Here is a 21,265-nt window from a genome sequence, read left to right on the forward strand (position 1 = left end):
AAACAGTATATGCAAAAAATATAGCGCTCTGCTAAGAACGCTATATTTTATAAAGATTTGGTAGCAACTATTTTATAATCAATTTTTTTGTATCCTTATTTAAGCGCACATAATAAATTCCTGAGTTTAAATCTGATACTTGTATTTTCAAGTTGTCAGCAGTAATAAATACCGTTTTTATAATTCTACCGGCTTCATCCAGTATTTCAACTTTTTGATTTTTATCAACTATTTCAGATTTAGAAATTACAAAAAAATCGGTTGTTGGATTTGGATATATAGCGAATGATTTTTGTTCCGATATTTCTGTTGTATTTAGATTAGATTGGTTGTTAAATCTCGCTAATGATGCTGTATCAGGGGAATTGTGATAACCTGCAAGTAGTACTTTTCCATCTGGTTGTATAGATACAGAATTGCCATAATTATAAGATGCACCAAAATTTACCAAAACTTTTCCATCATAACTAAAGCTTGTGTTCAAAGTACCGTTGGCGTTGAAGTTGATGAGATAAAAGTAAGAAGTACCTCCGGTATCAGTCCTGCCTACTGCATAAATTTTTCCTGTACTATCAATGTCCAAATCTGAAATGTCATAATCTGAGCTAGAATTGTCAAGATCTACGATTACTTTGCCGTTATTCCCGAATGTTGTATCCAATGTCCCGTTTAAAGAAACTTTATAAAGTGCTGCGTCACCATTATTTCCAGAATATTGACCTCCTATGAGAATTGAGTTGTCAGGAAGGAAATAGCAGGTTCCAAAATAAAAATTACTGTCTGTTGTGAATGTCTTTTTTCCTCCTGTTCCGAAAGTAGAATCCAGTGAACCATCTGACTGTAACATACACCATGCGCCATTATCACTAAATGTACTACCACTATATGTGTCGCCACCAATAAGGATTCTTGAGTCATTTAAAATTTTTATTCTGTATGCTTCATCATCATTAATTGTAGAATTGTATGTAAAGTCTATTAAAACCTTTCCATCATTGCTGAAATCGGAATCCAATGATCCATCGATATTAAGTCTTGCAACTGCAAAATCCTTTGATGGACTACTGTAATATGTTCCTGCGACAATGATTTTTCCGTCTGCTTGTAAGGCTATGTCTCTTACTTCATTCGAAACAGAGCTATAAGAACTCATTGAAAAAATACTTTTTCCCTGGTTTCCAAAGGTAGTATCTACGGTTCCGTTTACGTTTAGTCTAAGTATTCCAAAATGGTAATTGTCTCCGATATTATTCTGTGCAACGTCGCCTCCTAATATAATTTTTCCGTCCGGCTGCAACTCAACAGTTGCTGCATAATTATTATAACCTAAGCCGCTCATGTCTAAACTGAAGAATCCATTTGACCCAAAGCTGGTATCTATCCCTCCATTAGAATTAAATCTTATCGCATAAAACTTATTATTGTTGGAACCTGTACTGCATGCACCTACTGCGACTATTTTTCCGTCGGTTTGTGTTGCGGTATCATAAATTTTTTGTGAAGTAAAATAATTAGAGGTCATTTTTCCCCCAATACCAAAACTAGAATCTAGAGTTCCCGGAGTTTGACTTTGAAAGTATCCATAAAATACCAATAGAATGCTTAAAAAGGTAATTTTTTTAATCATTTTTATTAATTTTTAGTTGGCAAATATAACAAAAAGAACAAAGCAGAAGCTTCAATATGAGAATTTATTGTTTGTTCTTATTAATCGTTCGTTTTTTGCGATATGTCTTCAAAGCGTTAATTATAAGGGCATTTTAGGAATCAATAGAATTCGATTAAATTAATTCTGTCATAAACTTTAGGTTTAAGTAGTCATTCAATTGATATAATTATGAATTGTTGTGAGATGCGGAGCTGTTTTATTGGATGGCATCGCTTTCGTTAATTTTTCGTTATTTTGAAAAATTATTAAAACTTAAAAATGCAAATAGAATCAATTTCCATAGAAGACTATATTTCTAAAATTCCTGAAGAAAGACAAGGGGTTTTCAGAAAACTTTTTGATACGATTAATAATAATTTACCGGAAGGCTTTTCACAAAACAGTAGTTACGGAATGATCGGTTGGGGAGTTCCGCTTGAAACCTATCCGGCAGGATATCATTGTACGCCGGGAACACCTTTGCCTTTTATAAGTATTGCTTCACAGAAAAATTTCATTGCATTTTACCATATGGGAATATATGCAAAACCTGAATTGTTGGATTGGTTTGTGGAGGAATTTCCAAAATATTCTAAAAGAAAACTCGATATGGGAAAATCGTGTGTACGTTTTAAGAAAATGGATGATATTCCTTTTGAATTATTGGCTGAATTATGTAAAAAAATGACGGTTCAGGATTGGATCAATTGTTATGAAGCAAATTTTAAGAAGTAAAATTATATTTTCAATTTTTGCAGCTCTATTTATTTTAAATAGTATTGCAAGCTGTAGAAATTCAGTCGTTTCGGATTTGAAAAACGGTGATTTGCTTTTTGTTACCGCTAAAGATTCCGGACTTTCGGGAGCGATAAATAATGTTACCCAGAAACAGAAAAATGCTTCTTTCGACCATATCGGAATCCTGCAAAAAGAAAATGGAAAGTTCTATGTTCTGCATGCGGCTCCCAAAGGTGGTTCCCAGAAGCAGAATTTTAAAGATTTTATGAATGATCAGACCGATGATGGACAATCGGTTATTGTTTATCGTTTAAAACCTCAATACCGGAATGCTATACCTTTAGCCATTGAAAGGGCAAATTCAATGTTAGGAAAAACTTATAATTTCGATTATATTTTAAATGAAAATTCATATTACTGCTCAGATTTTATTGAAAGAGCATTCAGAGAAGATCATATTTTCAACCTTGAGCCAATGACTTTCATAGATCCTAAAACCGGAACAACGAATACTTTCTGGCAAGATTTTTATCAAAAAAGAAATCTGAAAGTTCCCGAAGGCGAGCCGGGTTGTAATCCTAACGGACTTGCTGCTTCTGAAAAACTTGAAAGAATTCAGGTGCTAAAATAATATTCTGTATATAGATGAATGGATAAGCGTACTTAATTGAGTCCGCTTTTTTTTGGAGTAAATTATTTCCATTAAAGGAAAATAATTTAAAAATTATTATCCTACTAATTTGGTAGACTAATATTTTTTTATATTTTTGTCTAAGCTTTAATACAAAAAGAATAATGAGCATTAGTTTTTAAATCAAAAGAATTTGTTATGATAACACCTAATCCGAAACTGCAGGTTTTTAGCAATACAATGAATCTGCCTAAAAGAGAACTGGTCCTGGAAGTCGAACTCAACGGTAAAATGAAGTTTGAGCAGCTGATGAATACAATATATAATCAGTTCGGGATCTGTCACAGGGTGTTATCTGCAAATGTGGAATATGTGAACGGAAGAAGCTTCGGGTCTGTTCAGCTGTATATTAACGTAAGTTCAGAGGATTTCGACAAGCTCGAATTGTATCTGAATAAAAATAAACTTCTGAGTACTACGGTAGAATATGTCTGCAGAAAATACTCATAAGATAGGTTCATATAGTTTTAATTACAAAAAAGCGCTCAGTGAAAACTGAACGCTTTTATTATTGTTAAGATAAAATCTTCTGTATTAAATTCTTTCAATATCAGCACCGATTGCTCTCAGTCTTCCGTCGATATTTTCGTACCCCCTGTCAATTTGCTCAATATTATGGATGATTGATTTTCCTTCTGCGGAAAGTGCAGCGATAAGAAGTGCATTTCCTGCTCTGATATCCGGAGAAACCATCGTGGTTCCTCTGAGCGGAGATTCCTGATTTAATCCGATTACTGTCGCTCTGTGCGGGTCACAAAGAATAATCTGAGCGCCCATATCAATCAATTTATCTACAAAGAATAATCTGGATTCAAACATTTTCTGATGAACCAAAAGACTTCCTTTTGCCTGTGTAGCCACTACCAGGATAATGGAAAGTAAATCTGGCGTGAATCCCGGCCAAGGTGCATCGGAAATCGTAAGAATAGATCCGTCAATAAATTTCTGGATTTTATAATTTTCCTGAGCCGGAATGAAAATATCATCATTACTCTGCTCAAGTTGTATTCCAAGTTTTCTGAAGGTATTCGGGATAACGCCAAGCTGGTTCCAGTTTACATTTTTAATGGTAATTTCAGATTTCGTCATGGCGGCAAGACCGATCCATGAACCAATTTCTACCATATCGGGAAGCATGGTGTGCTCGGTACCGTGAAGATATTCAACCCCTTCAATAGTTACCAGATTAGAACCAATTCCTGAAATATTAGCGCCCATTCTATTCAGCATTTTACATAATTGCTGAAGATAAGGTTCGCAAGCTGCATTATAAATTCTTGTTTTTCCTTTTGCCAAAGCGGCTGCCATTACAATATTGGCTGTTCCCGTTACGGAAGCTTCTTCCAGAAGAATGAATTTTCCGTTAAGTTCTTTCGCTTTTAATGAATAAAAATACTCTTCTTCATCATAATGAAATTCAGCGCCAAGTTCTACAAGTCCCTGAAAATGAGTATCTAGTCTCCTTCTTCCAATTTTGTCTCCTCCTGGAGTAGGCATATAAGCTTCTCCGTATCTTGCCAGCATCGGACCCATCAGCATGATTGAACCTCTCAATTTTGCCCCGTCTTTCTTGAACTCGCTGGACTTTATATAATCAAAATTAACCTGATCTGCTTTGAAAGTATAATCTCCATGTCCGTTTTTGGTAATTTTCACACCGAAGTCTCCCAAAATTTCAATTAATCGATTAACGTCATGGATATCAGGAATATTTTTAATCCTAACTTCCTCATCAGTTAATAAAACGGCACAAAGAATCTGTAGAGCTTCATTTTTTGCTCCTTGTGGAGTGATTTCACCTTGCAGTCTCTTTCCTCCTCTTATCTGAAATGTTCCACTCATGTCTACTTCCTGTTTTTATGATTGTTGTTGTTATTGTGTCTTCTTTTATTGTTAGACTGGTTTCGGTTGTTAGATTGGTTTCTGTTATTATTGTTGTTTCGGTTGTTGTTATTGCTCGTATAATAGATTTTGCTTTTTTCCAGCGTTTCTATTCCTGTAAGGTCAAGCCTATTTTCCGAAAGCTCTTTCAGGTGACGGAAAATAACGTCATCAGTTACGTGTTCTTTATTATATACGTTGTAAGATTTCTTCATATTGTTGGCAATTACCTCGATAAGGGCTTCTTTTTCGTCTCCCTGTTCAAGCTCGATTGCTTTTTCTATTAATTGAAGAATACTTTTCCCGTAAAATTTAAAATCTCCCTGAAGTTTTGGGTATTCCATTCTTTTTGGTTTCTCTGCCAGCTCTTCTCTGGTAGGGAAAGGGTATGGTGAATCTACATCCAGATCATAATTGGCAAGAATGAATAAATGGTCCCAAAGTTTATGCTTGTAATTTTCTTCGTCGCGGAGTTGCGGGTTTCTCTGACCCATAAAATCAATGATTGCCATCGCCATTTCGCTTCTTTCTTCTTTTGTAGAAAGCTCTTTGCAACGTTCAACCAACTGTTGGATAATTCTGCCATATTCCGGCAGGTGAAGCTGGGTTTTTTGGGTATTGTATTCCATAGTATGCAAATATATGGATTAATGGAAAATTTGCGCTGAAAATCTTTAAAGTTTATGATTTTTTAATGAATGTTACAAATAATAATTGATAATTATTTTGCAACAAATTAAATTTATTTCACTCCGATTAGAATTTATTTTGATAAATGTGTAATTTAGGTAATGCTTTAATAATTAAAATTTTACATATGAAAAAAACACACTTTTTACTTTCGTTACTGGCTTTAGGCTTTATAAGCTCATGTCAGAATAATGACGAAATGATAAATGAAACCCAGAAACAATCAGAGGTTCATAATAAAATCGTGAATGTGACCAATCACGACGGACGTTCTTTCAGCACGGGAACTTCTCCTTATGCGAAATTTGTAGCAGGCCCGGGCGGAAGTGTTCTTATGCAGGGATTTTATTGGGATGTTCCCGACGGAGGCAATTGGTGGAATACGGTAAAAGGAAAATTAACCGATTGGTCAGATGCCGGAATTGGTGCCGTTTGGCTTCCTCCTGCTTCAAAAGCGCAGAACGGAGCTTATTCAATGGGCTACGATCCTACGGATTACTATGATTTCGGAAATTACAATCAAAATGGAAGTACTGAAACCCGGTTCGGTTCAAGGGTTGAACTTGAAGCACTGATTACAAAAGCCCACACTGAAAATATGCAGGTGTATGCAGATATTGTCATTAACCACAACAGTGGTGGCCAGTCGGAATACAATCCTTATGTTGGTTCCAATACCTGGACGGATTTTTCAGGAGTTGCCTCAGGAAAGTTTCCGAGGAGTTATAATGATTTTTATAAAAATGCTTACGGAAATAATGATGAAGGTGCTTTCGGAGGTTTTCCCGATTTGTGTCATGCTAATCCGTACGTGCAGGACTGGCTTTGGGGAAGAGACGATTCTGTTGCAAAATATTATAAAAACGTCATGAAATTCGATGGATGGAGATTTGATTATGTTAAAGGTTTTGGACCCTGGGTTGTCAATACCTGGAATGCCAATGTAGGCGGGTTTTCCGTTGGTGAGCTTTGGGATTCAAATGTTAATACACTCGAATGGTGGGCAAACAATGCCAACAGTTCTGTTTTTGATTTTGCTGCTTATTACAAAATGGATGAAGCGTTTGATAATGGAAATCTTAATGTTCTGAATGATGATATGATGTGGAAAAGAAATCCTTTTAAAGCCGTAACTTTTGTAGCCAATCACGATACAGATATTATTTACAATAAGATGTTGGCTTATGCTTATATTTTAACCCACGAAGGATATCCAACAATCTTTTACAGGGATTACGAAGAATGGCTGAACAAAGAAAGATTAAATAATCTCATCTGGATTCATAATAATAAAGCAACAGGAACTACTTCTATTCTTTATACCGACAATGATGAATATATTGCACGAAGAAACGGCTACAACGGAAATCCGGGTTTGGTTGTTTACATCAACAATTCTTCCAGCTGGCAGGAGCGATGGATTCAGACCAATTGGACAAGTCAGCTGATTAAAGATTTTACAGGAAGTTCGAGCTGGTATCCAACTACACAATCGGATAAATGGGTGAAAATTCAATGTGCGCCAAATTCTTATTCTGTTTGGTCATTAAATCAATAAAATTAATTACATATCACATTAAAGACTGCTTCCATTAGAGGTAGTCTTTTTTTAATTTAAATAACGTTAAACCTGAATGAATTTTGCTCTCTGATGAGGAGTCGGCAAATAGCACTTTTGGTTGGCAAGTTTCATCCTGTTTTTTGAAACGATGTCGTAGATTTTATCGTTTAAAAAAGGCGGAATAATTTTACCTAAAGCCGATAGTTTATAAATGCCACCCAGCAGGTTGGTAATCTTTAAGATTGCTTTAGATTTTTCAAGATAATACCTGTCCGGGCTCCAGAGATATATCGTATTGAAGATTTTCGTATTTAAACCTCTATCAGAAAGGAATTTTTGCCCAAACTCGGATTGCAGTGACGCAAACATAAACCGATCTTTCTTGTCTCTTTCAAGGATCCACTGTACCCAGAAATTGCACACGCCGCAATCGCCGTCGAAAAATACAATGTGTTTATTTTGCCAGTTTTCCTCCATGATGTTGAGAATTAGTAAAGCATTTTTCTTTCCGTTTCTGTCTTTTCTCTTTTGAAATAATCCATAATCAGTTTTCTTTGGTCATCACTCAATTTTGCATTTTGATGTCCTATGAAATACGATTCAAGGGGCATTTCTCCCTTTTCGACCATTTCTACGCATTCTTCCAATTTATGTATCTGCTTTTTTTGTGGATATACTGCAAAAGTTGAAAAATTAAGTTCCTTTCTTCCTTCATTAATGTGGTTTTTCATAATCCAGGAAAATGGTGCAACATTAGAATACCAGGGATATTTTGTTTCACTTGAGTGGCAGTCGTAGCATGAATTTTTTATGATTCCGGCAATCTCAGGAGGCGTATTTTTTATTTTTAAAAAGTCCATACCAGGAGTAGGCTCCGGATTTGTTTTGTCAATCGGGAAGAACTGAATGATAATAAAAGCTACAAGGATAACTGTCAGTACTTTTTTCATATTTTCAATGTTTGTATAAATATAATAAAAATAATACAATTTCCAGGCGAATGATTCAGGTCACATATTGGAATCGTTCTAAATAATATTCATGTTTTGTATTGTATGTCAGTATATTGCTCAGAAAATCGTAATTTAAGAATGTTTTTTGCACCGGAAATTTAAAATCTTTCATTATTGCATATTATCGTTTTTAACTATTGTAAAAATATTTCCAATAGATTGTATTTATAATTTAACTGGTGTAAGTTTGCTGAATAAATTAATTTAAAATCAACATAAAAAATTAAACGACATGGAAAAAGATTTGAATGATATCAGTAAATGTCCGTTTCATAACGGAACGATGAAAAAAGAAAATGTTGCCGGTGGCGGAACGAAAAATACAGACTGGTGGCCAGATCAGCTGAAAGTGGATATACTTCGCCAGCATTCATCACTTTCAAACCCTATGGATAAAGACTTTGATTATGCGGAAGCATTTAAAAGCCTGGATCTTGAAGAAGTAAAAAAAGATCTTCATGCTTTGATGACGGATTCTCAGGACTGGTGGCCTGCGGATTTCGGACATTATGGACCTCTTTTTATCCGAATGGCCTGGCACAGTGCAGGAACGTATCGGGTAGGTGACGGAAGAGGAGGAGCCGGAGCCGGACAACAACGTTTTGCGCCATTGAACAGTTGGCCGGATAATGTAAGTCTGGATAAAGCGAGAAGACTTCTTTGGCCAGTCAAACAAAAATATGGAAAGAAAATTTCCTGGGCCGATTTAATGATTCTTACAGGAAATGTTGCTCTGGAATCCATGGGGTTCAAAACATTTGGATTCGCCGGAGGTCGTGAAGATGTGTGGGAACCGGATATGGATGTCTACTGGGGTTCTGAAAAAACATGGCTAGGTGGTGATCTTCGATATGCTCACGGATCAGACGGTGTTCAGGAAAGCCGTGGTGTTTTGCCTACCGATGATGATGCAGATGGAGATATTCATACAAGGAATCTCGAAAAACCTTTGGCAGCCGTACAAATGGGATTAATTTATGTAAATCCTGAAGGGCCCGACGGCAACCCTGATCCTATTTTGGCGGCAAAAGATATTCGTGATACTTTCGGAAGGATGGCTATGAATGATGAAGAAACGGTTGCGCTTATCGCCGGAGGACATACATTCGGAAAGACACACGGCGCAGGGCCTGCAGATCATGTAGGAAAAGAACCTGAAGCAGCAGGAATTGAAGCGCAGGGATTTGGCTGGAACAGTACGTATAAATCAGGGAAGGGAGCTGATGCTATTTCCAGCGGACTTGAAGTTACCTGGACAGAAACTCCTACCGAATGGAGCAATTATTTCTTTAAAAACCTTTTTGAAAACGAATGGGAGCTTACTAAAAGTCCCGCCGGTGCTCATCAATGGGTCGCTAAAAGTGGAAAAGAAATCATTCCAGATGCATTTGATCCGAATAAAAAACACAGACCAACAATGCTAACGACGGATCTGTCTCTTAGATTTGATACTGAATACGAAAAAATTTCAAGAAGATTTTATGAAAATCCTGAAGCGTTTGCAGATGCTTTTGCGAGAGCGTGGTTTAAGCTTACCCACAGGGATATGGGGCCTAAAGCGCGATATTTGGGATCTGAAGTTCCTTCTGAAGAGTTAATCTGGCAGGATCCGATTCCTGAAGTAGATCATATATTAATTAATAATTCTGATATTGAAACACTAAAGTCAAAAATTCTTGATTCGGGATTGAGTGTTTCTGAGCTTGTATCAACAGCTTGGGCTTCGGCATCAACATTCAGGGGAAGTGATAAAAGAGGTGGCGCAAATGGTGCAAGAGTCCGTCTCGCCCCTCAGAAAGACTGGGAAGTGAATAATCCTTCTCAACCTCAAAAAGTTTTAAATGTCTTAGAAAATATTCAGAAAGAATTTAATGAAAATCAGACAGGCGGTAAAAAAGTTTCATTGGCGGATCTTATCGTTCTTGCAGGAACTGCGGCAGTGGAAAAGGCGGCTAAAGATGCAGGGCATAACGTTATTGTGTCTTTCTCCCCAGGAAGAATGGATGCTTCGCAGGAACAGACCGATGTTGAATCTATGAAGTATCTTGAGCCTGCAGCTGATGGATTTAGGAATTATTTAAAGAAAAAATTCTCCGTTTCTACAGAATCATTATTGATTGATAAAGCTCAACTACTAACGCTTACTGCTCCGGAACTTACTGTTCTTATAGGAGGAATGAGATCTCTGAATACCAATTATGACGGTTCACAACACGGGATTTTTACACAACGACCGGGAGTTCTTACCAATGATTTCTTTGTAAATCTTTTGGATATGAGTACACAATGGAAAGCTGCTTCTGATGATAATGAATTGTATGAAGGAACAGATCGCAAAACCGGTGAAAAGAAATGGACAGCTACAAGAGCAGATCTTGTTTTCGGTTCCAATTCCGAGTTAAGGGCTATTGCTGAGGTATATGCAAGTGCTGATGCTAAGGAAAAATTTGTTAATGACTTTGTTTCAGCCTGGGTAAAAGTGATGAATCTTGACAGGTTTGATTTAAAGTGATTTAAGTTAACTATCACTAATAAATAGGACTTTTAAAAATGCTTGAATCGCAATGTTTTTAAGCAAACAAAAATCCATATTGCAAAATGCAGTATGGATTTTTTATCTGTTATTTACATTAGTCACACTAAAAAAATGAAATTTGATATTAAAATTATCGAGATAATATCTATTGTTATAATAGGTAATTAGTATGAATATTATAATAGTTGACGTGAGTTTTAGTAATAATTTGCCGTTAAATATATTTATTATTATTAAATTTCATTTTTAATGAAAATACCAAAAAGAATTAATGTCTTTAGAAGGTCATTAATGAGAAAACTTACTGAAAATATTGGTAAATCCAGTATTGAAAAAGTTAATAAAAAAGATGATCTTAAGATAAGAAAAATTCTAATATCAAGACCTAATCATCGTTTAGGCAATTTGCTTCTTCTCAGTCCATTGGTGGAGGAGGTGAGCAATACGTTTCCTGATAGTAAAATCGATCTCTTCGTTAAAGGGCAGATTACTCCAATAATCTATAAGAATTATAAAAATATTGATAAAATTATCCAGCTTCCCAAAAAGCCATTTAGTAATATTTTTAAATATTTAGCAGGGTGGATATCGCTTCGTTCAAAAAATTATGATCTGGTTATTAATGCAAATTTTGGCTCATCATCGGGCAGGATTTCAACGTACTTTGCCCGTTCTAAATATAAATTATTCGGCGAGTATGATGAAAAGTATATACAACAATTTAATGATTATCAGCATTCTGCCAAACATCCTGTCTATAATTTAAGAGAATATTTGTTACAGCTGGGAGTTCAGGAAAATAGAAATGAATTGCCCTATATGGATATTAAACTAGATGCTGAAGAGATTCAGGCCGGTGGGGAGAAACTATTTTCTATTGTACAAAATGACAAGCCTGTAATATGTCTTTTCACTAATGCTACGGGAGATAAATGTTATTCCGAGGAATGGTGGCGTGATTTCTATAATGCTTTAAAACAGACATTTCCTGACTACAATATTGTTGAGCTTTTGCCCGTCGAAAATATTTCCAAATTAAATTTTACAATACCTCATTTTTATAGTACGGATATCAGGGAAATGGGAGCTTTTATAGCGAATACACAATTGTTTATTGCCGCAGATAACGGGGTGATGCATTTAGCCAGTGCCAGCGGAGTGCCTACAGTGGGTTTGTTTTCTGTTACTGATGAAAATATTTACAGACCCTATAATTCAAAAAGCTTCTCCGTAAATACAGGACGCACATCAATCGAAAATATTATGGATTTACTACGTAAAACCATTGAATAAAATAAATAATATGATATGAAATTTATTATTGCTGAAGGCTTACATATGTATAAGGATGATATTCTATCGACATTAAAAATATTCAAATCCGCGGGCATATTAATAGGAAATGGTTCACGAAATGTGATAAAAGTATTAAAATTAAAAGGGAAAGATTTTAATTTTAAATTATTTAAACAACATAATATTATTAACAGGCATGTGTACAAATTTTACCGAAAGTCGAAGGCTCGGCGTTCATTTGAATACGCACATATGCTTATTCAGAAAAATTACAGGACTCCAAAACCAATTGCCTACATTGAAAATCATGATTTTATTGGATTAACATCAAGTTATTATGTTAGTGAACAATTGGAAAATTCCTGGACATTTGATCTTGTTCTTGGGGATCATTCTTTTCCTGACCGTGAAAAAATTATAAAAGAGTACACGTCGCTAATGTTTCGCCTGCATAATGATGGAATTCTATTTCTGGATAACTCACCTAATAATTTTTTAATTCGAAAAGAAGATGATTCTTACTCTATTTATATGGTGGATTTAAACAGAATGAATTTTTACAATTCAATTAATCTGGACAAGAGACTGGCAAACTTTGCAAGAATCACTAACGACCCACAGGTTATTAAGATCATTACTGAACAATATTCTCTTTTATATGGAATCTCAGAAGATCTTTGCCTGAAAAAAATTACCCAATATACACAAAGGCAGCTTGTAAAGCGTAAGGTAAAGAAAGTATTGAAATTATATAAGTATCTAAATTTAAAGAAAATCTTTTCGAATCGCGGTTATGTATTGTTTTATATACACTTTGCCTTTCAGATTAGTGATGGATTGCTATAAATAAAAAAAGGAAAAATGATAATCATTTTTCCTTTTTTTGTAGACCCACAGGGATTCGAACCCCAGATGACTGAACCAAAATCAGTAGTGTTACCGCTACACCATGGGTCTGTATTTCTATGTCGCGAAATTATATAAATTATTTTAAAAATAAAAATGAAATGTAAAGATTAGCACAGGATAAATGTCTGTTAATTGTTTATTTATTGATTTTCAAAGAATTATTTTTTTACTTAAATGGAGATTAAACAGGTCGCTGATTTACTATCCAAACGAGAAATATCATTACTATGGATAAATGTCAAGTAATTTTCCTTGAGTTACTATGATAAACTAAAATTAAATAAAAACTGTATCTTTGCAAAAAAAATTGGGCTCCAAAAGTTGGAGAAACCCATTAATAACACATCCTTAGTTTGATCGAAGGATTATTAAACATTTTTTATGTCGAATATTGTCGCAATCGTTGGGCGTCCCAACGTAGGAAAATCCACACTGTTTAATCGTTTATTGGAGAGAAGAGAAGCTATCGTAGATTCTACAGCCGGTGTTACCAGAGACCGTCATTACGGAAAATCAGACTGGAACGGTGTAGATTTTACCGTAATCGATACCGGAGGTTACGATGTCGGAACAGATGATATCTTTGAAGAAGAAATCCGTAAACAGGTACAGCTCGCTGTCGATGAAGCCACTTCTATTATTTTTATGATGAACGTAGAAGAAGGTCTTACTGATACAGATTACGAAATCTACAGACTTTTAAGAAGATCAAATAAACCTATTTATATTGTTATTAATAAAGTAGATTCCGCCAAAGAAGAACTTCCTGCCACGGAATTCTATCAGCTTGGAATCGATAAATATTATACATTATCTTCTGCGACAGGCTCCGGAACGGGTGACCTTCTGGATGATATTGTAAAAGACTTTCCGACTACGGAATACAAAGATCCTTTTGAAGGATTGCCGAAAATTACAATTGCAGGCCGTCCGAACGTAGGAAAATCTACATTAACAAATGCTTTGCTGGATGTTGAAAGAAACATCGTAACCGATATCGCGGGAACCACAAGAGACAGCATTCAGACACTTTACAATAAATTCGGACACGAGTTTGTATTGGTAGATACAGCCGGAATGAGAAGAAAATCAAAGGTTTCTGAAGACCTTGAATTCTATTCTGTAATGCGTTCCATCCGTTCTATTGAATATTCTGATGTGGTGATTATTATGGTAGATGCCACTCAGGGATGGGAATCTCAAGATATGAATATCTTCGGACTGGCTCAGAAAAACAGAAAAGGAATTGTAATTCTTGTCAATAAATGGGATTTAATTGAAGATAAGCAAACGAACACCATGCGTGATTTCGAAAAACAGATCAAGGATAAGATTGGGCAGTTCAACGATATTCCGATTTTGTTTATTTCCGCATTGACGAAACAGAGAATCTTAAAAGCGGTTGAAGTGGCTATGCAGGTGTACGAAGACCGTAAGAAAAAGATCAAAACTTCAAAATTAAATGAAGTGATGCTTCCTATTTTTGAAGGAACGCCGCCACCGGCAAATAAAGGGAAGTACATAAAAATCAAATACTGTGTACAGCTTCCGACACCATCTCCACAGTTCGTATTTTTCTGCAACCTGCCACAGTACGTAAAAGAACCATACAAAAGATTTACTGAAAATCAGTTGAGAAAAGAATTCGGTTTTACCGGAGTTCCTATCGAAGTCTATTTCAGACAAAAATAAATTATCATCCCTTTTAGATCTTTCTAAGAGGGATTTTATTCTTAATTAATTTTTATATTTTAGATAAAAGTTTCACAATAATGAATACAGTTGTATTATCAGAGCAGTTTTCTTTAGTCAACTCATGGATCAACGAACTCAGAAATGTCGATATCCAGCACGACAGAATGCGATTCCGCAGAAATATGGAAAGAATCGGGGAAATTGCAGCTTTTGAAATCAGCAAAAGTTTAGAACAGAAAGAAATTGAAATTCATACTCCTTTAGATAAAATCAAAGTCAGGGAGATTGCAGTTCAGCCTGTTATTACAACGATTTTAAGGGCAGGAGTTCCTTTGTTTCAGGGAATTTTAAATTATTTTGACAAAGCAGACTGCGGGTTTGTAGCGGCATACAGAAAACACGATGCCAACGATTATTTTTCGATTAAACAGGATTATTTAACATGTCCTAATATTGAAGGAAGACCTCTGATTGTGGGCGATCCCATGCTGGCAACGGGAGCTTCTCTAATCGAAGCTATCAAAGATTTATTGACCAACGGAAAACCCAGTCAGCTTCATATTGTTGCTGCTATAGCCTCAAAGCAAGGGGTTGAAACCATCGAAAAAGCATATCCCGAAGCCAAAATCTGGGTGGGAGCCATTGATGAGCAACTTACATCGAAGGGTTACATTACACCAGGTTTGGGAGATGCGGGAGACTTGAGTTACGGAGAAAAACTTCAACGGTAATTTTATAAAACAAAACTTTATATTCAATCTTTTACATCCCAGAAGACAGGCTTTAAATATCGATAGCCATCACCAGAACGCTTACTGTGTTGTTACCGGCTTTCAGGATTTCCCATGCAATCGTGGCAACGGTGTTTCCTGTAGTAAAAACATCATCAACAAGTAAAATATGTTTTCCGGTAATTGCTTTTGTGATCGAAAACGTATTTTCCGTTTCAAGGCGGTGTTTCTTGTCTTTCAGTGCCTGGGCTTTTGAATAATAATTCCTTTTGATTAAATTATGGTCAAACGGAATTCCGTAGAATTCCGAAAGTTTCTCTGTAAAAAGATGTAGTTGATTATAACCTCTTTCCTTTTGTTTCCTGGAATGAAGTGGCACCGAAACCAGTAGGTCAGGCTTTCGATCTTTAAAATTCAAACGTTCTGAAGTCCATTGTGCGAGAACTTTTCCGGCTTTTTCCCTGTTTTTATATTTTAATTCATGAATAATTTTTCTGCTGAGGTTTTCTTTTTTAAACTGCATTAAACCAGATGCTTGCTCAACAGGAAAAAGTAATTTGCATTTTTCTTTAATGAAATTATCGCCAAAATAATCGAAATGGGTAAAATCTATTTGCTCAAAACAAATCTCACATACCAGAAAATCGGCATCAATAATACGATTGCAGCCCAGGCAGCGATTCGGAAATAAAATATCTAAAATCATTTGTGTGTATTTTTTTGCTAATATACTAAGTTCTGGAAATCGAAATATATAAATTCTATATGTTATTTGATGTTAATGTGGCAAACTAAAACAGGTTTAAGGTTTCTCGTCCCGAGACAGGAAGTTCCAATATGAGTTCTTGCTTTCTCAACCTGAGACGGAGTAAAACAAAACTGTTTTTGGTAATCTCATCCTGAGACGGAGTAAAGTAAAACGGGTTTTCACAATCTCGGGTTGATTTCGGAATAAACTTTATTTATCTTAGATTGTATGATTTTTGACATGACTTTCCATCACAGGATTTAATTTTTATACCTTACTTTTGAGTAAATATTGAAGCAGATGAGTTTGATTTATGAAAAACAGATACAGGTAACGGAAGAGCATATTGATTCGAATCATCATGTCAACAATGTTCAGTATGTAAACTGGGTAGAGGAAATTGCTGCAGAACACTGGGATTTTGTAAAGCATAAAACCAAAAATCCGGATGATATATGGATGCTTCTGGATCATCATATTCAATACAAAAAGCAGGTATATCTGGGTGAAATACTAACGGTGAGAACTTATCCTAAAACGCCCGAAGGAATCAGACAGCCGCGAAAAGTCGAGTTTTATTGTAATGATAAGCTGGTTGTAGATTCTTTAACACTATGGGTTTTTATTAATAAAGAGACAGAAAAGATTATCAGACTGGAAAGTAACTGGCTGGACATTTTGTAGTTATTCGTTGAGAATTTTGAGTATCAGTTCCATTTTTGTTTCATCAATATTTCCTGTGATTTCCTGTACATTTCCGTTTTTATCGATAATAAAATTTAATGGATTTCTAATCAGTGAAAAATAGGATTTTAATTCCTGCTCAGAATCTGTGATATGCACGAAATTAAATGTATGTTTTGCTAAAAACTTGTCCACTTTTTCTTTCGGATCATGGGTGATGGCTATAAAATTTACTTTCGTGCCTGAGGCTTCCTTAATTTTATTCAGGTAAGGAAGTTCTTCAATACATGGTGCGCAGTTGGTAGACCAAAAATTAATCAGTGAAATTTTCCCCTCAAGTTCAGTAGGACTGAAGTTTTTACCTTCATCATTTTTATAATTTTCGATAGGAAAGTGTTGTCCGATCTTTTTCTCAAGAAAAGGATGAACCTGAAAGGATCTTTGTTGTGCGTTTAAAGATAAATTAAAAAAGATAAGAAAGGGTAAAAATAATTTTAAGTCGGGAATCATGGTTTAGCTATTACTTTTATATTAACGTTTCCTTGTTTTGTTTATTATACATGGGTTAGGCTGCATTTATAATGTAGTCAAATAAAAACTCAAATCAAATTCCTTATCTTTGCCTTATGATACGAATTACAAAAATTTTTACATTCGAAACGGCGCATGTGCTGTACAATTACGATGGTAAATGTAAAAATATGCACGGACATTCCTATAAGCTGTTTGTGACAGTGAAAGGTAAGCCCGTTAATGATTTGGAGAACCCTAAAAACGGGATGGTGGTTGATTTCGGAGATATAAAAAGTATCGTAAAATCTGAGATTGTAGATGTCTGGGATCATGCCGTGCTGATCAACGGACTTTCACCGCATAAGGAATTGGGTGAGGATCTTGAGGAAAAAGGACATAAGGTAATTTACTGTACCTTCCAGCCAACCTGCGAGAATATGCTGTATGCTATTGCTGCCAAAATAAAGTCGAAACTTCCGGAAGAAATTTCATTGACTTATCTTAAACTTCATGAGACGGAAAACTCTTACGGAGAGTGGTTTGCGGAAGACAATCAGTAATTTGTTTTTAAATATTCAGAAGTGTTAAAGACAACCATTAATTTAGAGCCCGGAAAGAAAGTATATTTTGCTTCCGATCAGCATTTTGGCGCGCCCAATCCAAAAGAAAGTAAGGTGCGCGAAGAACGTTTTATCCGCTGGATGGACGAAATCAAGCATGATGCGCAGGTGCTGTTTTTAATGGGAGATTTGTTTGATTTCTGGCATGAATGGAAGCATGTCATTCCGAAAGGGTACGTACGTGTTTTAGGCAAAATTGCCGAGCTGAAAGACCTTGGAATTCATATTTACTTTTTTGTGGGAAATCATGATCTGTGGATGAAAGATTATCTGGAAGAAGAAATAGGATGTACCGTTTTTTACGCTAAACAGTATTTTGAAATGGGTGGAAAGCAGTTTCTGCTGGCTCACGGAGACGGGCTTGGACCAGGCGATAAAGGATACAAAAGAATGAAAAAAGTCTTTACCAATCCTGTTGCACAATGGTTTTTCAAATGGCTTCACCCTGATATTGCAATGAAAATCGCGTTGTATATGTCCCAAAAAAACAAAATGATTTCCGGTGATGAAGACAAAGAGTTTTTGGGAGAAGATAAAGAATTTCTGATCATTTACTCTAAAGAAAAGCTGAAGACACAAAAGATTGATTATTTTATTTATGGTCACCGCCATCTTCCGATGATTCTGGAACTGGAAGGAAAAGCAAAATACATCAACCTTGGAGACTGGATTTCTTACTTTACTTATGGGGTTTTTGAAACTGAATTTCATTTGAAGGTTTTCGGTGAGAACACAAAAAAAATTACCCCGTAAAGAGGTAATTCTCGAATGAACCGAAGTTCACTCTTGTTTTTAATCCATATTCCGGATTTGTAATTGCAATAACCTGACCAAAATTTAATTTTTTAATTAAAAAAATATTAAAACCTAATCTGTCTTTGTTAATTTATTTATAATGAGACAGAAAGGATAAAGTACTTTTTCAAAAGTGGATACAATATTTGACATACAGACAGAGCAGGATTTTCTGGCGGAATCATTGAAAGCCTTCCGTTATCAATATCAGAATGTTGAAATTTACAGACGTTTCGTAGATTATCTCAATATCGATCCTGATAATGTGGATGAACTGACGAAGATTCCGTTTCTTCCTATCGAGATGTTTAAAAATCATCAGATTCTTGATAAAAATATGACGACTGATCTTTTTTTTCAAAGTTCCGGAACCACACAGATGAATCTTTCGAAACACTTTATTGCCGATGAAGAAATCTATAAAGAAAGTATCTATAAAAGCTTCGAACAATTTATCGGCAAGCCTGAAGATTTTATTTTTCTAGGGTTATTGCCAAGCTATCTCGAGCGGCAAAATTCGTCTCTTATTTATATGGTTGATTTTTTAATGAAAAAATCTGCAAAGCCTGAAAACGGATATTTTCTCTACAATCATGAAGATTTGTTTACACTTCTAAATAAATTAGAAAATAAGAAAGTCATTCTTTTTGGTGTCTCCTTCGCATTACTGGACTTTATCGACTACTGTCATTCTGAACGCAGTGAAGAATCTCTGAACTTTTTGGAGAATTTAATTGTAATCGAGACCGGTGGCATGAAAGGAAGAAAAGAAGAAATGACAAAAGATGAGCTGCTGAAAATCTTACAGGAAGGATTTAAAACAAAAAAAATCTATTCCGAATACTCTATGACAGAGCTTCTTTCACAGGCTTACTCGATGGGAAACAACGAATATGAATGCCCGAACTGGATGAAAATCATGATACGAAATGCTGAAGACCCTTTTAATTATGAAAAAGAAGGAAGAACGGGAGCGATTAATATTATTGATCTGGCAAATATTCATAGCTGTTCATTCATCGCAACGCAGGATTTAGGTAAAATTATCGGGAGTAAGTTTCAGGTGTTGGGCAGGATCGATCATTCTGATATTCGAGGATGCAGTCTTCTTGTGAGTTAAGTCCTAAAGTTTTTAAATAAAAAAGTGTTAAAAATAGAAGAGCTGGTTCATGCATTTATATATTCTCAATGCGATTTTGAGAAGGAAATTGTATTGACCAATCATTTTCAGGCAGATTGGGAAGCCGATATTCTTATTGTGGATGCTGAGGGTTTCAGTCATGAGATTGAAATCAAGCTTTCTAAAAGTGATTTTAAAAATGATTTTAAAAAATCTTATACCAACGCCAATACCGGTGAGAAGTTTCTGAAACACGACAAAATATCCTGCGGCGATTATATCTGCAACGCGTTCAGCTTTCTGCTTCCGATGGGAATGGTAGATCATGATCTGATTCCTGAGCATTGCGGAATTATCGAGTTTTATCACAATGTTGATTCTTGGGACACCGAATTTTACATCATCAGAAAACCTCGTAAAGTGCACGAAGATTCTTATTGGAAACTCAATGACAAAGATCTTTTCATCCGCAAAATGGCGCTGAATTTATTACAGAGAAAAATGGAAATTAAAGGAAAACACGAAGAGCTGATCTTTAAAAATCCTTTTGACATTAAAAAACTGAAATGATAGCGAGTTTTTTCTTAAAAGTATTTTTTTTAGTTTATTTTTATTTAAAATTATGCTATAAATTGCTCTGATACTACAATCGTGTAAAATATTTTCATTATTTTTAGTTTGAATGATTAAAACATCTTTAATGAAAAAGTTTTTGTGTCTGGCTTTTGCTTTCATTATTCAGGGAATCTGCTCTTCTCAGACAACCAAAAAAGCGTTACCATGCTATGATCTTACAGAGGTTTTAAAAGTAGAACCTACATTTTTGTACAAGCCACATCTCGATGCTTCCAGAAGTTTCGGAATTAAGCTTCTGAAAGATTCTAAAACAATGCAGAAATATATCAATAACGGTAAGTTTCACAAAATCAATAAATCAGGAAAAGGATATCGTGTACAAAAGCTTGACTACAGTAGGGCTTGGATGCTTTCAAAAGGAAAAATCATGCTGGAAAAGATAGGAGCGCGCTTTAATAAAGAGACAAAAGGAAGTGTTTTTACGGTATCTTCCATTACCAGAACCCTCGAAGATCAGTGTAGATTACGAAAAATTAATACGAATGCATCTTTGGGCATCAGCGCGCACAATTATGGCAATTCTTTCGATATTTCTTATGTACGCTTTAACGGGGTTTTGAAATATAATTCTAAGCTGGAGATTGCTTTGGAGCGGGTTTTAAAATATTATTATGATGCAGGAAGGATTTATTATATTAAAGAAAGACAGCAAAGTTGCTTTCACATTACGGTTAGGAATTATTAAATAATTTTCAATTATACGTGATATAGTTGCGTAGATAATTTAGTTTCTTTAATTTTATGGCACTTTAAAAATACC

Annotated in this window: 22 protein-coding genes and 1 tRNA gene; 15 read left to right on the top strand and 8 right to left on the bottom strand. The window is 35.2% G+C overall.

Going from position 1 to position 21,265, the window contains the following annotated elements; translation table 11 throughout:
- Window positions 1-67: 67 nt before the first annotated feature.
- Window positions 68-1,627, bottom strand: a complete 1,560-nt coding sequence (locus BLR30_RS02010; protein WP_089853935.1) for a T9SS type A sorting domain-containing protein — start codon at window positions 1,625-1,627, stop codon at window positions 68-70.
- A 300-nt stretch (window positions 1,628-1,927) separates the two neighbouring features.
- On the opposite strand from BLR30_RS02010, the gene BLR30_RS02015 reads away from it, so the two are divergent.
- The 3 genes from BLR30_RS02015 to BLR30_RS02025 all read left to right on the top strand — a co-directional run bounded on the left by BLR30_RS02015 (window position 1,928) and on the right by BLR30_RS02025 (window position 3,527).
- Window positions 1,928-2,383, top strand: coding sequence for a DUF1801 domain-containing protein (locus BLR30_RS02015; protein ID WP_089853939.1), 456 nt, complete (start codon window positions 1,928-1,930; stop codon window positions 2,381-2,383).
- Window positions 2,361-3,017: a YiiX/YebB-like N1pC/P60 family cysteine hydrolase gene (locus BLR30_RS02020; RefSeq protein WP_089853941.1), complete on the top strand. Its 657-nt coding sequence runs from the start codon at window positions 2,361-2,363 to the stop codon at window positions 3,015-3,017. Before BLR30_RS02015 ends, BLR30_RS02020 begins: the two co-directional genes overlap by 23 nt.
- A gap of 198 nt (window positions 3,018-3,215) precedes the next feature.
- Window positions 3,216-3,527, top strand: a complete 312-nt coding sequence (locus BLR30_RS02025; RefSeq protein WP_089853944.1) for an NIL domain-containing protein — start codon at window positions 3,216-3,218, stop codon at window positions 3,525-3,527.
- Window positions 3,528-3,611: 84 nt separating this feature from the next.
- On the opposite strand, the gene murA is transcribed toward BLR30_RS02025, so the two are convergent.
- Window positions 3,612-4,919, bottom strand: coding sequence for a UDP-N-acetylglucosamine 1-carboxyvinyltransferase (gene murA, locus BLR30_RS02030; RefSeq protein ID WP_089853946.1), 1,308 nt, complete (start codon window positions 4,917-4,919; stop codon window positions 3,612-3,614).
- A 2-nt stretch (window positions 4,920-4,921) separates the two neighbouring features.
- Window positions 4,922-5,587, bottom strand: a complete 666-nt coding sequence (locus BLR30_RS02035) for a DUF4290 domain-containing protein (protein WP_089853949.1) — start codon at window positions 5,585-5,587, stop codon at window positions 4,922-4,924.
- Window positions 5,588-5,775: 188 nt separating this feature from the next.
- Here BLR30_RS02035 and BLR30_RS02040 point away from each other — a divergent pair, with 188 nt between their 5' ends.
- Window positions 5,776-7,206 (top strand): alpha-amylase, encoded by a 1,431-nt coding sequence (locus BLR30_RS02040; protein ID WP_089854612.1) that lies wholly within the window; start codon window positions 5,776-5,778, stop codon window positions 7,204-7,206.
- A gap of 66 nt (window positions 7,207-7,272) precedes the next feature.
- Here BLR30_RS02040 and BLR30_RS02045 read toward each other — a convergent pair whose 3' ends face one another.
- Together BLR30_RS02045 and BLR30_RS02050 are read right to left on the bottom strand one after the other, a co-directional pair.
- Window positions 7,273-7,686 carry a thiol-disulfide oxidoreductase DCC family protein gene (locus tag BLR30_RS02045; RefSeq protein ID WP_089853952.1) on the bottom strand — a complete coding sequence of 138 codons (414 nt, stop codon included), beginning with the start codon at window positions 7,684-7,686 and terminating at the stop codon, window positions 7,273-7,275.
- A gap of 11 nt (window positions 7,687-7,697) precedes the next feature.
- The gene (locus tag BLR30_RS02050; protein WP_089853955.1) at window positions 7,698-8,159 is read right to left on the bottom strand and encodes a heme-binding domain-containing protein; all 462 of its coding nucleotides are present in this window, start codon (window positions 8,157-8,159) and stop codon (window positions 7,698-7,700) included.
- A 295-nt stretch (window positions 8,160-8,454) separates the two neighbouring features.
- Between BLR30_RS02050 and katG the strand changes: the two genes are divergently transcribed.
- From katG to BLR30_RS02065, 3 genes are all read left to right on the top strand, one after another.
- Window positions 8,455-10,734, top strand: coding sequence for a catalase/peroxidase HPI (gene katG / locus BLR30_RS02055; protein WP_089853958.1), 2,280 nt, complete (start codon window positions 8,455-8,457; stop codon window positions 10,732-10,734).
- A 273-nt stretch (window positions 10,735-11,007) separates the two neighbouring features.
- A complete protein-coding gene (locus BLR30_RS02060; protein ID WP_089853961.1) occupies window positions 11,008-12,051 on the top strand; it encodes a glycosyltransferase family 9 protein in 1,044 nt (347 codons plus the stop codon).
- Between the two features lie 15 nt (window positions 12,052-12,066).
- Window positions 12,067-12,900 carry a lipopolysaccharide kinase gene (locus tag BLR30_RS02065; RefSeq protein WP_175443581.1) on the top strand — a complete coding sequence of 278 codons (834 nt, stop codon included), beginning with the start codon at window positions 12,067-12,069 and terminating at the stop codon, window positions 12,898-12,900.
- A gap of 40 nt (window positions 12,901-12,940) precedes the next feature.
- Here the strand turns inward: BLR30_RS02065 and BLR30_RS02070 are convergent.
- Window positions 12,941-13,011 (bottom strand) — tRNA-Gln (locus BLR30_RS02070).
- A gap of 333 nt (window positions 13,012-13,344) precedes the next feature.
- On the opposite strand from BLR30_RS02070, the gene der reads away from it, so the two are divergent.
- Window positions 13,345-14,655 (top strand): ribosome biogenesis GTPase Der, encoded by a 1,311-nt coding sequence (gene der / locus BLR30_RS02075; protein WP_027379925.1) that lies wholly within the window; start codon window positions 13,345-13,347, stop codon window positions 14,653-14,655.
- Between the two features lie 80 nt (window positions 14,656-14,735).
- Window positions 14,736-15,389, top strand: a complete 654-nt coding sequence (upp, locus tag BLR30_RS02080) for a uracil phosphoribosyltransferase (RefSeq protein ID WP_089853964.1) — start codon at window positions 14,736-14,738, stop codon at window positions 15,387-15,389.
- Between the two features lie 52 nt (window positions 15,390-15,441).
- On the opposite strand, the gene BLR30_RS02085 is transcribed toward upp, so the two are convergent.
- Window positions 15,442-16,095 carry a ComF family protein gene (locus tag BLR30_RS02085; protein ID WP_089853968.1) on the bottom strand — a complete coding sequence of 218 codons (654 nt, stop codon included), beginning with the start codon at window positions 16,093-16,095 and terminating at the stop codon, window positions 15,442-15,444.
- Window positions 16,096-16,437: 342 nt separating this feature from the next.
- Between BLR30_RS02085 and BLR30_RS02090 the strand changes: the two genes are divergently transcribed.
- A complete protein-coding gene (locus BLR30_RS02090) occupies window positions 16,438-16,821 on the top strand; it encodes an acyl-CoA thioesterase (RefSeq protein WP_089853971.1) in 384 nt (127 codons plus the stop codon).
- On the opposite strand, the gene BLR30_RS02095 is transcribed toward BLR30_RS02090, so the two are convergent.
- Window positions 16,822-17,331, bottom strand: coding sequence for a TlpA family protein disulfide reductase (locus BLR30_RS02095; RefSeq protein ID WP_089853973.1), 510 nt, complete (start codon window positions 17,329-17,331; stop codon window positions 16,822-16,824).
- A gap of 116 nt (window positions 17,332-17,447) precedes the next feature.
- Here BLR30_RS02095 and BLR30_RS02100 point away from each other — a divergent pair, with 116 nt between their 5' ends.
- From BLR30_RS02100 to BLR30_RS02120, 5 genes are all read left to right on the top strand, one after another.
- Window positions 17,448-17,894: a 6-pyruvoyl trahydropterin synthase family protein gene (locus tag BLR30_RS02100; protein WP_089853976.1), complete on the top strand. Its 447-nt coding sequence runs from the start codon at window positions 17,448-17,450 to the stop codon at window positions 17,892-17,894.
- Between the two features lie 21 nt (window positions 17,895-17,915).
- Window positions 17,916-18,707, top strand: coding sequence for a UDP-2,3-diacylglucosamine diphosphatase (locus BLR30_RS02105; RefSeq protein WP_089853979.1), 792 nt, complete (start codon window positions 17,916-17,918; stop codon window positions 18,705-18,707).
- A 175-nt stretch (window positions 18,708-18,882) separates the two neighbouring features.
- Window positions 18,883-19,869: a LuxE/PaaK family acyltransferase gene (locus BLR30_RS02110; RefSeq protein WP_089853981.1), complete on the top strand. Its 987-nt coding sequence runs from the start codon at window positions 18,883-18,885 to the stop codon at window positions 19,867-19,869.
- A gap of 24 nt (window positions 19,870-19,893) precedes the next feature.
- Entirely contained in the window at window positions 19,894-20,439 is a 546-nt protein-coding gene (locus tag BLR30_RS02115; protein WP_089853983.1) for a hypothetical protein, read from the top strand.
- 130 nt (window positions 20,440-20,569) lie between these two features.
- Window positions 20,570-21,190 (top strand): DUF5715 family protein, encoded by a 621-nt coding sequence (locus BLR30_RS02120; protein ID WP_089854615.1) that lies wholly within the window; start codon window positions 20,570-20,572, stop codon window positions 21,188-21,190.
- The last annotated feature ends 75 nt before the right edge of the window (window positions 21,191-21,265 follow it).

Source organism: Chryseobacterium taeanense (assembly GCF_900099685.1).
Taxonomy (GTDB): domain Bacteria; phylum Bacteroidota; class Bacteroidia; order Flavobacteriales; family Weeksellaceae; genus Chryseobacterium; species Chryseobacterium taeanense.